Origin of the sequence: Thermosynechococcus sp. PP555 (assembly GCF_031583225.1) — a bacterium.
GTDB lineage: Bacteria > Cyanobacteriota > Cyanobacteriia > Thermosynechococcales > Thermosynechococcaceae > Thermosynechococcus.
In genome coordinates this window covers 2,496,543-2,509,468 of the sequence record NZ_CP134168.1, presented here as the reverse complement: position 1 = coordinate 2,509,468, position 12,926 = coordinate 2,496,543, and the positions used below count along the sequence as shown (strand labels likewise).

The 12,926-nt window shown below is 53.3% G+C and carries 14 protein-coding genes; 7 read left to right on the top strand and 7 right to left on the bottom strand.

Translation table 11 applies throughout. The annotated features are described in order from the left end of the window. The first annotated feature begins 41 nt into the window (after positions 1 to 41). Positions 42 to 641, top strand: a complete 600-nt coding sequence (locus RHH27_RS12310; protein ID WP_206200374.1) for a hypothetical protein — start codon at positions 42 to 44, stop codon at positions 639 to 641. On the opposite strand, the gene folP is transcribed toward RHH27_RS12310, so the two are convergent. Genes folP through RHH27_RS12295 form a run of 3 tightly spaced genes read right to left on the bottom strand, consistent with a single transcriptional unit; the run spans position 638 to position 4,424 of the window. After that, the gene (gene folP, locus RHH27_RS12305; protein WP_302678412.1) at positions 638 to 1,480 is read right to left on the bottom strand and encodes a dihydropteroate synthase; all 843 of its coding nucleotides are present in this window, start codon (positions 1,478 to 1,480) and stop codon (positions 638 to 640) included. The genes RHH27_RS12310 and folP overlap by 4 nt on opposite strands. Further along, positions 1,477 to 2,910: an MFS transporter gene (locus RHH27_RS12300; protein ID WP_302678411.1), complete on the bottom strand. Its 1,434-nt coding sequence runs from the start codon at positions 2,908 to 2,910 to the stop codon at positions 1,477 to 1,479. The genes folP and RHH27_RS12300 overlap by 4 nt, the downstream gene beginning before the upstream one ends. Before the next feature lie 35 nt (positions 2,911 to 2,945). Further along, complete coding sequence (locus RHH27_RS12295) at positions 2,946 to 4,424, bottom strand: phosphoglucomutase/phosphomannomutase family protein (RefSeq protein WP_302678410.1); 1,479 nt, start codon at positions 4,422 to 4,424, stop codon at positions 2,946 to 2,948. A 192-nt stretch (positions 4,425 to 4,616) separates the two neighbouring features. Here RHH27_RS12295 and RHH27_RS12290 point away from each other — a divergent pair, with 192 nt between their 5' ends. From RHH27_RS12290 to cofG, 5 genes are all read left to right on the top strand, one after another. After that, on the top strand, positions 4,617 to 5,219 hold the full coding sequence (locus RHH27_RS12290; RefSeq protein ID WP_149819807.1) for a superoxide dismutase: 603 nt from the start codon (positions 4,617 to 4,619) through the stop codon (positions 5,217 to 5,219). Positions 5,220 to 5,422: 203 nt separating this feature from the next. Then, positions 5,423 to 6,415, top strand: coding sequence for a CHAD domain-containing protein (locus tag RHH27_RS12285; protein WP_302678409.1), 993 nt, complete (start codon positions 5,423 to 5,425; stop codon positions 6,413 to 6,415). Positions 6,416 to 6,534: 119 nt separating this feature from the next. Further along, complete coding sequence (locus RHH27_RS12280) at positions 6,535 to 6,780, top strand: ferredoxin-thioredoxin reductase variable chain (RefSeq protein ID WP_302677416.1); 246 nt, start codon at positions 6,535 to 6,537, stop codon at positions 6,778 to 6,780. A gap of 11 nt (positions 6,781 to 6,791) precedes the next feature. Continuing rightward, entirely contained in the window at positions 6,792 to 7,025 is a 234-nt protein-coding gene (locus RHH27_RS12275) for a hypothetical protein (protein ID WP_149819801.1), read from the top strand. A 58-nt stretch (positions 7,026 to 7,083) separates the two neighbouring features. Further along, a complete protein-coding gene (gene cofG / locus RHH27_RS12270) occupies positions 7,084 to 8,031 on the top strand; it encodes a 7,8-didemethyl-8-hydroxy-5-deazariboflavin synthase subunit CofG (RefSeq protein WP_302677417.1) in 948 nt (315 codons plus the stop codon). On the opposite strand, the gene rsmI is transcribed toward cofG, so the two are convergent. Genes rsmI through RHH27_RS12255 form a run of 3 tightly spaced genes read right to left on the bottom strand, consistent with a single transcriptional unit; the run spans position 8,012 to position 9,963 of the window. Beyond that, positions 8,012 to 8,857: a 16S rRNA (cytidine(1402)-2'-O)-methyltransferase gene (gene rsmI / locus RHH27_RS12265; protein WP_206200368.1), complete on the bottom strand. Its 846-nt coding sequence runs from the start codon at positions 8,855 to 8,857 to the stop codon at positions 8,012 to 8,014. The two genes, cofG and rsmI, sit on opposite strands and share 20 nt — an antisense overlap. Then, on the bottom strand, positions 8,857 to 9,459 hold the full coding sequence (gene cbiT / locus RHH27_RS12260) for a precorrin-6Y C5,15-methyltransferase subunit CbiT (RefSeq protein WP_206200367.1): 603 nt from the start codon (positions 9,457 to 9,459) through the stop codon (positions 8,857 to 8,859). The genes rsmI and cbiT overlap by 1 nt, the downstream gene beginning before the upstream one ends. 18 nt (positions 9,460 to 9,477) lie before the next feature. Next, the gene (locus RHH27_RS12255) at positions 9,478 to 9,963 is read right to left on the bottom strand and encodes an RNA-binding protein (protein WP_206200366.1); all 486 of its coding nucleotides are present in this window, start codon (positions 9,961 to 9,963) and stop codon (positions 9,478 to 9,480) included. Positions 9,964 to 10,304: 341 nt separating this feature from the next. On the opposite strand from RHH27_RS12255, the gene bchI reads away from it, so the two are divergent. Continuing rightward, on the top strand, positions 10,305 to 11,372 hold the full coding sequence (bchI, locus tag RHH27_RS12250) for a magnesium chelatase ATPase subunit I (RefSeq protein WP_302678408.1): 1,068 nt from the start codon (positions 10,305 to 10,307) through the stop codon (positions 11,370 to 11,372). A gap of 13 nt (positions 11,373 to 11,385) precedes the next feature. On the opposite strand, the gene RHH27_RS12245 is transcribed toward bchI, so the two are convergent. After that, complete coding sequence (locus tag RHH27_RS12245) at positions 11,386 to 12,903, bottom strand: hypothetical protein (RefSeq protein ID WP_302678407.1); 1,518 nt, start codon at positions 12,901 to 12,903, stop codon at positions 11,386 to 11,388. Positions 12,904 to 12,926 lie beyond the last annotated feature (23 nt).

Below are 12,926 nucleotides of genomic sequence, written 5' to 3'. Positions count from 1 at the left end.
AGAAATCGCTTATGCTCAGGGTGAATTCTTGAGAGGTTCCAATGCTCCCAGTCGCGATCGCCTCCCTACTCTTTGGTTTTGCCACCAATATGGATAACTTTAGCGTGGCCGTTAGCTATGGTCTGCGCCGCTATCGTATGAGTTGGCTGGGGAATGCTCTGATTGCGGCTCTTTCGGGTAGCAGTACCTTTTTGGCCATGGGGTTGGGTGGGTGGGTGCAGCAGTATGTGCCGTTGATTTGGACACAGCGGCTTGGCAGTGGCTTACTAATAGTCATGGGGGCATCGGCACTGGGGGGAGTCTGGCTCAACTTGAATCATCCCTCTAAAACCACAAAGCCGAACTTATTACCAATTCTTGACTATGCCTATGACTTCACGCTCTACCAGTCGCTGCTGTTGGGTTTAGCATTGACCCTGACGAACTTTGCTACAGGGGTAGCTGCGGGTTTGGCACAGTTACCGATCGCTAGTGCTGTGATAGCGAGTACAGTAACCAGTTGGGTCTGCATTGGTAGTGGCTTTTGGTTGGGGCAGCAACTCCGCGAACAAACCCCCTTGCGCTTTGGCCCTTATTTAGAGGGCTTGGCGAGTCTTTTTCTCATAGCGGTGGGTGTCCTCAAGTGGCTTGAGTCTCCCTAGGGCGATCGCCAGAGCACATCGGCCATCCGACACACCTGCACCATGGCCGCCACATCATGGACACGCACCATCTCGACCCCTTGGGCAATGGCATGACAGCAGACCGCTGCAGTACCCCAAACCCGGTCTTTAGGATTGGGCAGGTTCAGCACGTCACCAATAAAGCGTTTGCGCGATGGCCCCAGCAGGAGAGGATAGCCAAGGCTGTGAAATTGTCGCAGTTCTCGTAAAAGGGTGAGATTCTGGGGCGTGGTTTTGGCAAAGCCAATACCGGGATCAATCATCAGATGCTCGGGGGGAATGCCGCTGGCGATCGCCCGCTGCGTTTGTTCCTGAAAATAGCGAAGCAAATCACCAATCAAATCCCCGTAGTCTGTTAAGTGCTGCATGGTGGCTGGCGTTCCCCGCCGATGCATGAGGATATAGGGCACCCCCAATGCCGCTACCGTGGCAAACATTTCCGGATCCGCCTGCCCGCCGGAGACATCGTTGACAATATTCGCCCCTGCCTCAACCGCTGCGCGCGCCACCACCGCATGGGTGGTATCAATGGAAATGGGAATCTGCGACTGCTGACGGATGCCCTCAATCACGGGCAACACCCGCGCTAACTCAGCACTAATGGGCACTTCACTGGCGCCCGGACGGGTGGACTCACCGCCGATATCAATGACATCAACCCCTGCCGCCACCATCTCAAAGGCATGGGCAACGGCACTGGCGGGATTAAAAAAGTCACCGCCATCGCTAAAACTGTCGGGGGTGATATTTAAGATCCCCATGATGTAGGTGCGCTCCCCCCAAACAAAAGCGCGATCGCCCACGTACCAGCCCTTCATGCACTAGCCTCTCCTTGCCGTTTAGCGTGCAGCTTTAAGAGAATCTCTTGGTGTACCGCTTGCGTAATCGGATAGAGGTAGGCCAAAACAATGCCAATAATGAGAAAAAAAGTCGGCAAAGGTCCAATGGCAATGCGGATTGCCAACAGTGCCGAGGGGGGCTGAACGGGGCGCGGTTCACCGGCAACGCTGGAGAGGTAGCCTGCCCACTGCAAGGCCTGACCGACGAGAAATAACCCCAAGGCAAGACCAATTTTTTGCAGTAGCACCATAAAGGCATAGAAGATCCCCTCCCGCCGCTGGCCACTGTTGAGTTCATCGAGATCAATCACATCGGGAATCATTGACCAAGGGACAAGGTAGGCCGTTGAAACCCCAAACCCCGCCAGAATCGCGCAGATATAGACCAGCGTTGTTTGTCCCGGCTGCAATAAAAACAAGCCAGCTTGGGCAATCATCCACAGAGCCATGCCCATGTAATAGACCGCCTTCTTGCCAATACGCCGACTCACGGCACTCCAAACAAAAAGCATGATCATCGCCGTCGATTGCACCGCCAGCGCCACTTGCGTATATTCAGCGGGGGACATTTGCAACCAATCGCCAATAAAAAAGGGAATCAGTGAGGCAGTAATTTGCACCGCCAGCCAAGAACAGAGGTAAATGCCCATCACGAATAGGAAGGGCCGATTGCTAAAGACCAACCGCAGTTGCGTCTTCAAGGGTAAAGGGCTTTGGCCACTGCTGGGGGTATGCCGTTCAAACTCCCGTACCCGTCCCCGTGTGCCCCAGACACACCAATAGATGGGCAGCACAGATAATACAGCGGCAATGCCCCCTAGGACAATGTACTGAGTTTTGGGTTCCTGAATGACTTGGAAGAGAATTTGCGCCAATAGGAGTGAGCCAATACTGCCGCCAATGGAAAAGGCAAAGCGAAAACTATTCAGACTAGTACGTTCGTTGTAGTCTTCTGTCAGTTCTGGTGTTAGGGCGCTGTAGGGTAGGTTGACTGCGGTGTAAAACGTGTTAAAGAGGAGACCCATGAGAACGTAGTAGCCAAAGAGCAACCCTTGATCCGTCGTTGGTACCCACCAGTTCAAGAAAAAGCAAATGCCAAAGGGAAGGGCTGCTAGGATCATCCAGATGTGGCGGCGTCCCCACTTGCCCACAGGGGTGCGATCGCTGAGGTAGCCGATGATCGGATCATTGATGGCATCCCAGATTTTGCCAATCATCAACACACTGCCTGCCAAGCCCGCATTGAGGCCAGCCACATTGGTCAAGAACACCATCAGGAAAAACACCTGTAAATTGGCCGTGATGGCGGTTCCGAGATCACCGGCGCCAAAGGCAAGTTTTGTCCATAGGGAAAGGGGCGAACGGGCACTGGTGGCAGCGGAATTTGGGCTGGATGGGTCTAGTGGCATGATGCGTTGTCCATTACGATTGTTTTTTTTAACGATTAGCTAGCCACTGCAACTGCCCATTGACTTGCCCATTCTAAAATGCGCTGCACTTCTTCAGGCGTTTTCCCTTGGCAGTAGAGGCGCAGCAGGGGTTCGGTGCCGCTAAAGCGAATCAGTAACCAACCGCCATCAGCTAGATGAAACTTGTAGCCGTCAATGCTCTCCCAGTGGCTCACGGGGCTATCCAAAATCTGGGTGAAGGGATGCGCTGCTAGGATTGCTTCTAGTTGTTGTCGCTGCGCTAAGGACGCGAGGGTGAGATCAACGCGATCGTAGGCACTGTAAAAATTCGTGGTTGCCTGCAACTGTTGATAGTATTCCCCTACGCTCAAGCCAGATGTCACTAGGGCTTGTAGTAGGTACAGTGCTGAGAGTAAGGCATCTCGCTCAGGAAGATGATGGCCATAGCCGATTCCCCCCGATTCTTCACCACCTAAGAGGACAGCTTCCCCTGCCAGCATGCGATCGCCAATGTACTTAAAGCCAATGGGCGTTTCAATCACCGCTAAACCATGGTGGGCGGCCACTCGCGCCACCAGATCAGAACTGCTAATGGATTTGATCACAGCCCCTCGGTAGCTACTGTGTTGTGCCAGATGATCAATCAAGATGGGAATAATTTCTTGGGCAGTGTACAGCACCCCCTCGCCATCAATGACTGCTAGGCGATCGGCATCACCATCAAAGACGAAACACACTGTTGGGGTGGCACTGTGTTGTTGTCGCAGTTGCTCTTGGGTTGCGGTTAAATAACGGCCAATGGGTTCAGGAGCACCTCCCCCAAAGAGGGGATCGCGATCGCGCCGAAACTCTGGTATCGCTAAATCCAACAAGCGCTCTAGCCCTCCTGCGGCCACCCCATGCATAACATCGGCACAGATCCGCAGCTTACCGCTGGCGATCGCCTCACGAATGGGTCTTGGATCAACATGAGTGCGCAAGGCCGCACAATAGCTGGGCCACGGATCAAAGGCTTGATAGTCTGTTTTGGCCTCACCCACGGGTGGCGGCTCTCCCTGAGCTAACTGCGCTTCAATGGCTTGGGTGACGGTCGTGGGTACGGAGCCACCAAAGGCGCCTTTCACCTTGAGTCCCGCATAGATAGCGGGATTGTGACTTGCCGTCATTACCAAGCCGCCAATGGCTCCCTCTGCTTTGACGGCCCAACTAAAGGCGGGGGTCGGTGCCGCACAATTTGAAAGCCACACCTCATAGCCTTGGCTCGCCAGTAATTGGGCAACGGCTGCGGCAAACTGTTCCGCTAAAAACCGGCGATCGTAGCCCACAATGATCCGAGGCGTTGTGCCCTTGCCATAGGTTTGATGGAGCACTGCCGCTGCTGCCTTGGCTGCCCGCAGCAAACGGTTAAAAGTAAACTCAGCGCCAATGATGCCGCGCCAGCCATCGGTACCAAAGCGAATCGGGGCATCCTCAGGAATCAAAACCTGATCGAGGCGAAGGACAGAAGCAACCATAGAACCCAAGACCCAAGAACCCCTCTGAACATATCATGCTGCGAGACAGCTCTTTTCTGAAGCGGAAAGGAGGATGATATAATTATTGCGAATTGTTAATTAGGCGATGGGCACTGCTGCTAGGTGCCTTTTGGCGATGACTGATCTCTAGTAGCCTAAACCTGCATCACCTTTAGAGAGGTATTGAGCACTATGGCATTTGTACAAGAACCCCTTCCCTTTGATCCGGGTGCCCTTGAACCCTATGGGATGTCTGCGAAAACCTTTGAATTTCACTATGGCAAGCACCATAAAGCCTACGTGGACAACCTCAATAAACTGACTCAAGATACGGAACTCGCTGACAAATCCCTTGAAGATGTCATTCGCATGACCTATGGCGATGCTGCCAAGGTGGGCATCTTCAACAATGCGGCTCAAGTGTGGAATCACACCTTCTTCTGGAATAGCCTCAAGCCCGGTGGCGGTGGCGCTCCTACAGGTGATGTGGCCGCCCGGATCAACAGTGCCTTTGGTAGCTACGATGAGTTCAAGTCCCAGTTCAAAAATGCAGCGGCGACCCAATTTGGTAGCGGCTGGGCATGGCTGGTGCTCGAAGCGGGTACGCTGAAAGTGACCAAAACCCCCAATGCCGAAAACCCCTTGGTTCACGGTCAAGTGCCCCTCCTGACGATTGATGTTTGGGAGCACGCCTACTATCTCGACTACCAAAACCGCCGTCCAGACTTCATTGATAACTTCCTCAACCAACTGGTGAACTGGGACTTTGTTGCTAAAAATCTAGCGGCTGCCTAAGTTTCCCAATTTTTTGTTCCGCTCTTACTGAATTACTTCACTGATTTCACTGATCCCCGTTCTGATCGAGCGGGGCTTTTTTTGCTGAGCCATGATTCGGCCACAACTATGGTTAAGTTAAAATTAAGATAAAAGTAACCTTGGTTAATAAACGTTAATTTAATAGTGGTATTCCTTTAGGCGTTGAGCAGGGAGGGGGTCTTATGGAAACCCTAGGGCATATCGCGTACGCCGCTTTTGAAAAGTACTACCGCAAAATTAGCAAACACGAGCCGGGGGTGATTCGCGATCGCGATGTTGAGGCAATTCACCAGATGCGGGTAGGTTTGCGCCGCCTGCGAACGGCTCTGGAAGTGTTTTGTAATACCGTACGTTTGCCCAAGGGAGTCTCCATTCAACGGGTGCGGGCGATCGCCGGCAGTCTCAGTCCCGTACGGGATTTGGATGTGATGATGCTGGCGCTCAAGGAGCAGTATTACCCTCACCTACCTCGCCCTGAGCAACAACAACTGGCAAAACTGATCAAAAAACTCGAAAAGCAACGGACAGAACTGCTACAAAAAGCCCTTCAATTGCTGCGCAGCGATCGCTATCGCAAATTGCAACAGGGGCTAGAAGAATGGCTAGCTGCCCCTCAATATCGTGAGATTGCTAACTTACCCACAGAACTGATTGCCCCAGATATTTTGTTGCCCTTGGTGTGTCAACTGTTGATGCATCCGGGGTGGCAAGTGGCCATTGAATGGCAGGGCGATCGCCCCCTTTTCCTTGCGGTGAGTAACCCGCCCCAGTGGCTGCAAACAGCGGGTGAAGATCTCCACGATCTACGCAAGCAAACCAAGCGGGTACGCTACCAAATGGAACTCTTTAGCAGTGTCTATGGAGACACCTTCACTGAACAGGTAGATGCCTTTGCTCAGTTGCAAGAACTCCTAGGCACACTTCACGATGGCGTTGTCCTCCATGACTTTTTCCGTACCCAACTTGGACTCAATCTTCGCCAAGCCTCTCCTTGCCTCGCAGAAATGATTGCCCTTGAGCAAACACGCCAGTGGCAAACTTGGCGCTCCGTCCAGCAGGAATACCTCAGCCCCGAAAAACGCCATCAAGTGCGCTCTCTACTCCTCATGCCACCAATGACAATAAGCGCCAATGGCAACTCCCTCGGTCATCCGATGATCTCCTCTGCCAACTGACAGAGGTCGGGCGGCAATGGTAACAATTGATGTTCAATTGTCCTAGGGCGATCGCCCTTGTCGATCTGTATGCAACGATAAAAATAAAACCCTTGCCGGTCCAGGAGAACAACAAGCAAATGAGCGTTGTAGAGCAACCAACCCTAAGTGTAGGCCTGCGGGTACGCGTTAAGACCCCTACCATCGTCTATCACCACCCTGATCACCGCAATCAGCCCTTTGACATTCAAGGAATGGAGGGGGAGATTTTCGCCATTCTCAGCGACTGGCAGGGCCGTCCCATTAGTCCCAACTACCCGATTCAGGTGCGGTTTAGTCCCAAGTTCATTGCTCATTTGCACCCCGACGAGCTGGAAGTGATTTAGGTACGCTCTATATGCCTCCCCGTTGGCCCCGTAAGCCCGATCGCCGTGATCCGAGCTATCGCCGTTTGGACGATCGCATGAATTTTGCGGTTCATGTTGCCCTTTTTGCTGCTTTTAACTCTGGTGGCTGGTTTTGGCATCAGGTGCAACCCACGGCAGTACCCTTTATGCCAACGGTAACGCTGGTGTGGTTAACGTTATTGGCAGGCCATGCCCTCTACGTGTTCGCGATCGCCCGTTATTGAGAAATTATCTCCTTGAACGCAGTGGTGCTGAGATAAGAGCACTTTTTCGTGAGTCTCCATGAGCGATCGCACCATCACCTATAGTCCAGCTTTTACTCTTGTACCGACGTACGAGTGTTTTAATCGCTGTACCTACTGCAACTTCCGTCAGGATATTGGCACGAGTGGTTGGTTGAGTTTAGAGGCGGCGGCTCAACAGTTGGCAGGGCTTGACCCCCAACAGGTGCGAGAAATTTTGATTCTCAGTGGCGAAGTTGCCCCCAACAGTCCCCAGCGTTCCCAATGGTTAGAGCGTCTCTATGATCTAGCCGCCTTAGCCTTGGATCAGGGATTTCTGCCCCATACCAATGCGGGTCCCCTCAATCGAGCAGAAATGGCCGCTCTCAAGGCGGTGAATGTCTCGATGGGACTGATGCTAGAGCAATTAACACCGAAGTTGTTGCAAAGCGTCCATCGCCATGCCCCTAGCAAGGATCCGCAACTGCGTTTACACCAACTGGAACAGGCCGGGGAACTGGGTATTCCCTTCACTACGGGCTTGCTCTTGGGCATTGGTGAAGAGCCGCAGGATTGGGCAGAAACGCTCACGGCCATTGCTGAGTGTCATCGGCGGTGGGGACATATTCAGGAGGTGATTTTGCAGCCCCACAGTCCCGGCCAGCAACAGGAAGCAGCGTTGCCCCCCTTTGATCTGAGGCAATTACCGAACGTGGTACACTGGGCGCGATCGCTCTTGCCTGAAGACATCACGATTCAAATTCCTGCGAATCTCGTCACAGATCCAGAGGTCTTTCGGGCGTGCCTAAACGCGGGCGCTCGCGATTTGGGGGGCATCGTTCCCTTGGATCATGTCAATCCCGACTATCCCCATACCGATGTGACAGCCCTAAGGGAACAATTACAGGCGTGGGGATGGGAATTAGTGCCACGACTCCCCGTCTATCCCCAGTTTGTGGATGGGTTGCCGCCGCCATTGAGGGGGAAAGTCAAGGGGATGCCTGTTTGAGCTGGAGTCCCAGTTGATAGATGTCGCGCCGCGAAAGCCCTGTGAGATCTGCCAGTTGACGGCTGGCTTGGGTAAGGGAAAGGCCTTGGCTAAGAAGTGTCGCTAATTCGTCCGCGAGATGATGGGGATTCACGGCCACAGAGTGTTCAGGGGCACCGCCTAAAACCAGTGTGTATTCGCCACGGGGGGGATGCTCCTGTAGATAAGTGCAGGCAGTGCCGAGGGTTCCCCGCCAAAATTCTTCGTGGCGCTTCGTGAGTTCGCGGGCGAGGACGAGGGGGCGATCGCTCCCCAAGATTTGACGTAACTCTGTTACCGTTTGCAGCAAGCGATGGGGGGCTTCGTAGAGAAGAATTGTGCGCGTTTCCTGTTTCAGTGCTGCTAATCGCTGCTGGCGATCGCGCCCCTTAGTCGGCAAAAACCCTTCAAAACAAAAGCGATTCATCGGTAATCCTGCGGCCATTAAGGCTGTTAAGGCAGCATTCGCGCCGGGAATCGGTGTGACCGGAATGGCTGCGGCAATACAGGCCGTGATCAGTTCATAACCGGGATCCGACACCCCCGGTAACCCTGCATCGCTAACCAAGGCAATCTGTTGACCCGCCTCTAGGCGCTGAAGCAGTTGGGGCACGCGCTGTTGGGTATTGTGCTCATGGAGACTGATTTGGGGTGTGGTAATGCCAAAATGCTGTAACAGGCGGCCGGTGTGGCGTGTATCCTCCGCAGCAATGAGATCCACCGCCTTGAGAATGCGCAGGGCACGAGCGCTTATATCCTCAAGATTGCCAATGGGGGTACCCACCACCCACAGTTGCCCGCTGCCCATTAGGAAATTTTCTCGCCACTGAGAATAAAGATCGGTTCCACTGCTGCAAAAATTTGGTGGCCGCCCCGCGTTTCTAGGCGATTGATGACCGATTGCACCACCTCTAGGCTGCGGGCTTGGACTGTCGCGAACCCTTCAGAGAGGGCATAGAGATTTTCTAAACTGCTGGCGATCGCCACCAAGCGACCACCGGGCGCAAGATACTCCCACGCTTGCAGCAAAACTTCCTTAATCGGGCGCCCCCCCTCGAGACAAATGCGCTGCGGGGTGCGACGTAACTGGGGAAAGCAATCTGGAGCCGAACCAGCAACAATTTGCACATTTTTGACGCCAAAGCGATCGCAATTGCGTTGGATCAGATCAACGACTTCCTCATCCCGTTCAATGGCAATCACCTGTCCCCGCTTCGCCAAGCGTGCTGCCTCAACAGCGATCGTACCCGTGCCCGCGCCCACATCCCAAAGACAAGAGTCCGGCTCAAGCCGCAAATAGGAAAGCATCAATAATCGCGTTTCCCGTTGGGTGAGGGGAATACCTGGTAAGCGCTCAAAGAGATCATCGGGGATACCCGGGGTCACAAATGGCCAGGGATCCACCGTCATAGAAACTGCCTAAAACCTTTAAGCGTTGCTGCTTTGGGCGAGGAGCCGTTCCTTAAGCTGTGCTAAGGCATCTGCCCAGCGGGGATCCGGTTGAGCCGCCTCGGTATCCATGGAGCTATATTCAGCCGGCGCCGAATTGGCTGGGGTACGCCGCCCATTGTTTTTATTATTTTTGCGATTATTGCGGTTGCTGGGAGTGGGCTTTTCGGCCACTGTTTCTTCTTTTTCCTTATTTTCCTTAGCTTCAGATTTGGGCTTCTCGTTGGCTTTCTCAATCTTGAGGGGATTGTCCTTAAAGGTGTAGCCGTTGAGTTTCTCAATCACCTGATCCGCCACTTCCTCGGATTCAACGGTGACAAAGCCGAAACCGCGGCACTTACCAGTCTTGCGATCGGTAATTAGTTTGGTGGTGCCCACTTCGCCCACTTCTTGGTTAAATAGGGCTTCTAGCTCTTCGCGGCTCAGTTCACGCGGCAGATTGCCCACATATAAACGCACGGACATAAAGAAACCTCCCTTCGGCAGCTTAAAAACAACACGATTCAAAAATGGACAGTCGGGCGTGAGAAACCGCTCGCAACTGAGGTCTACGTCCCCCAAGGGTACGCAAAGCCCCTGCCTTGATTAGTGGTGTAAAATAACTGGATGGGTTCACAGCGATTGTTGCTAATTGAGAACCTGCATGGACGTAATGGAGCAAAAGCAATGAGAGCGCCTAGCTCCTTAATTGTTCCTACTTAGGGTATCACAGTTCCTCCACCTAGGGCTAGGATTTTGCGGAAAAATTTTGCTGTGGCAGCGCAAGCGCAATGTGGCACAATAATCAATGCTGTTTTTGCGATGTGATGCCTGTGACTGCGACTGCTGTCCCTCGTCGGCCTGTTTTTCCCTTTACGGCAATTGTCGGTCAGGACGAAATGAAACTGTCATTGTTGCTCAATGTCATTGACCCCAAAATTGGTGGGGTGATGATTATGGGCGATCGCGGCACGGGCAAATCAACCACCATTCGCGCCCTCGCGGATCTGCTGCCGGAAATTGAGGTGGTGGCCGATGATCCCTTCAACAGTCATCCTAACGATCCCGATCTCATGAGCGACGCAGTGAAGGTGGCGGTGGCGGCGGGGGAACCCCTTCACACCATTAAGAAAAAAGTGCCGATGGTGGATCTGCCCTTGGGGGCAACTGAGGATCGGGTTTGCGGCACCATTGATATTGAAAAAGCCCTTGCGGAGGGGGTGAAAGCGTTTGAACCGGGTCTTTTGGCGAGGGCTAACCGCGGCATTCTCTATGTGGATGAGGTGAACCTGCTCGACGACCATTTGGTGGATGTGCTGCTGGATGCCGCTGCCTCCGGCTGGAATACCGTTGAGCGCGAAGGTATTTCAATTCGTCACCCAGCACGGTTTGTCTTAGTTGGCTCTGGTAACCCCGAAGAAGGGGAACTGCGACCGCAACTGCTGGATCGCTTTGGCATGCACGCCGAGATTCGCACCGTTAAGGATGCCACCCTGCGGGTAGAAATTGTTGAGCAGCGATCGCAATTTGATCAAAACCCCGAAGCCTTTTTGGCCAAATACCAAGCTCAACAGGAAGCGCTGCAAGCCAAGCTGGTTGCTGCCCAAGCCCTCTTGCCGAGTGTCACAATTGACTACGAACTGCGGGTGAAAATTTCCCAAGTCTGTGCCGAGCTAGATGTGGATGGCCTGCGGGGAGACATTGTCACCAACCGCGCTGCCAAGGCCTTGGCCGCCTTTGAGGGACGCACGGATGTTACCGTCGAGGATATTTCACGAGTGATTGTCCTGTGTCTGCGGCACCGTCTGCGCAAGGATCCCCTTGAGTCAATTGACTCCGGCTACAAGGTGGGCAAAGTCTTCCAAGAGGTCTTTGGCGTGGAGATTGCTGCTTAGGCTGGGATTGGGATTACTTCAGTTGCTCTAGTCCCCACTCGTAGAGCGATCGCGCCACCCCTTTTTCTGGCATTTGTTCTTGATTGAGAACTTGGCAAAGGACATTTAACAGCCCTTGATGAATTTCTGCTGGGGATGTCTCTGGGGAAACACCGGCCAACTGAGTCAACTCTTTACGGCCGATCGCTCGATTGCGGTGAACAACGCCATTGCGATATTCATTGACCGTCCCCAGCTTTTTAACAAGGTCATCAGCGGGCGATCGCTGCTCCGCTTTTGCCCAGGCTCGCCACAGCACCCCCAATGTCGGATCACGATAGTTGCCCTCCTGCAAAAATTCCTCACCTAAGTGCCCCTGCGTGCGCCAATCTTCCTGTTCGCATCGCCAAAACAGGAGCCGTTCAAGCATCTGGGCAAATTGCATAAAGGCGAGGGTATAGTTCGCCTGCTGCAAGCTCAGATCAATCAATAGCTCAAATTCGCAAATTTTCAAGAACTTGCTGGTGGCCGTTTCACTATTGGGACAACGATTGACCGTCGCCTCGCGCCACTGCTGCCGTTGATCTTTGCGAGCCACTGCTCTCGTAGACCCTTGATCCAGCCAGCGTTCCCCCTGAATTCCCTTGAGAAAATCTTGAATACTCCAGTTTGTTGCTAAGGCAAGGCGATCGGCCAACTGATAGAGCGCTTCATGGCGATCGCGATGGGCTTCAAGGAGTACCTTTGCGGCAGCAAAGTCGCCCCGTTTCCATGCTGTGGCAATCCGCTGGCGTTCCAGTGGCCAAAAGACCTCACCTAAAGACACCTCTTCAAGAGATTCAGCACTGCGAGCAGACTGATTGCTTGGATCAAAGAACGGTTTTGGCTCTGTCGGGATAATTTTCCTAACGGGATACTGACGCATGAGAACTGCCGCAATCATGTTCAAAGCATCTGCCATTTGAGGGACAGACCCCTTTGTTTGAATTTGCAACTGCCAATTGCCAGCCGCGTTCTCTGGCAGACGCTTAATATATTGCTCTAACTGCTTTTCCGTGAAGTCCCACAGGGCTTGCCTCTGATTCACATCAACCGGACAGTTCCAAACCGTGACGTTGAGGTGGGGATAGCGCTGCCGAATCGCCCCTGCCATCAACTGCGCCAACCAGCAAGTATCCATGGCGTAAAATTGCCAGCCGACCGACTCTGGCTGATCTGTTCCCCAGAGAATCACCTCCGCAGGTTCCGTTGGCGTGGCATAGTGTGCTGCCAAGATTTGCTCATCCAGCAGCAAAACCACGGGTGAAAAGTCATTCTTAGCTTGACAATGCCGATAAACGATTTCACTTAAATAGCGCACGTTGTGGCGGTGCTTTGCCTCAGGATCATGAAAACCCCGTTGGATGCCAAATTCCTCGTACAACTCACTCAGGTGAGGTGGCGCATTCCCCTTACGGGCAGGATCACCATCAGCTCCAAAATTGCGCACAATACCGTCTTTGCACCGCCAGCCCACCTGTCGGTTGCCCACAGTAATCATCAGTGTTTTCATGGCACAGCAATTAGAATTGCAGA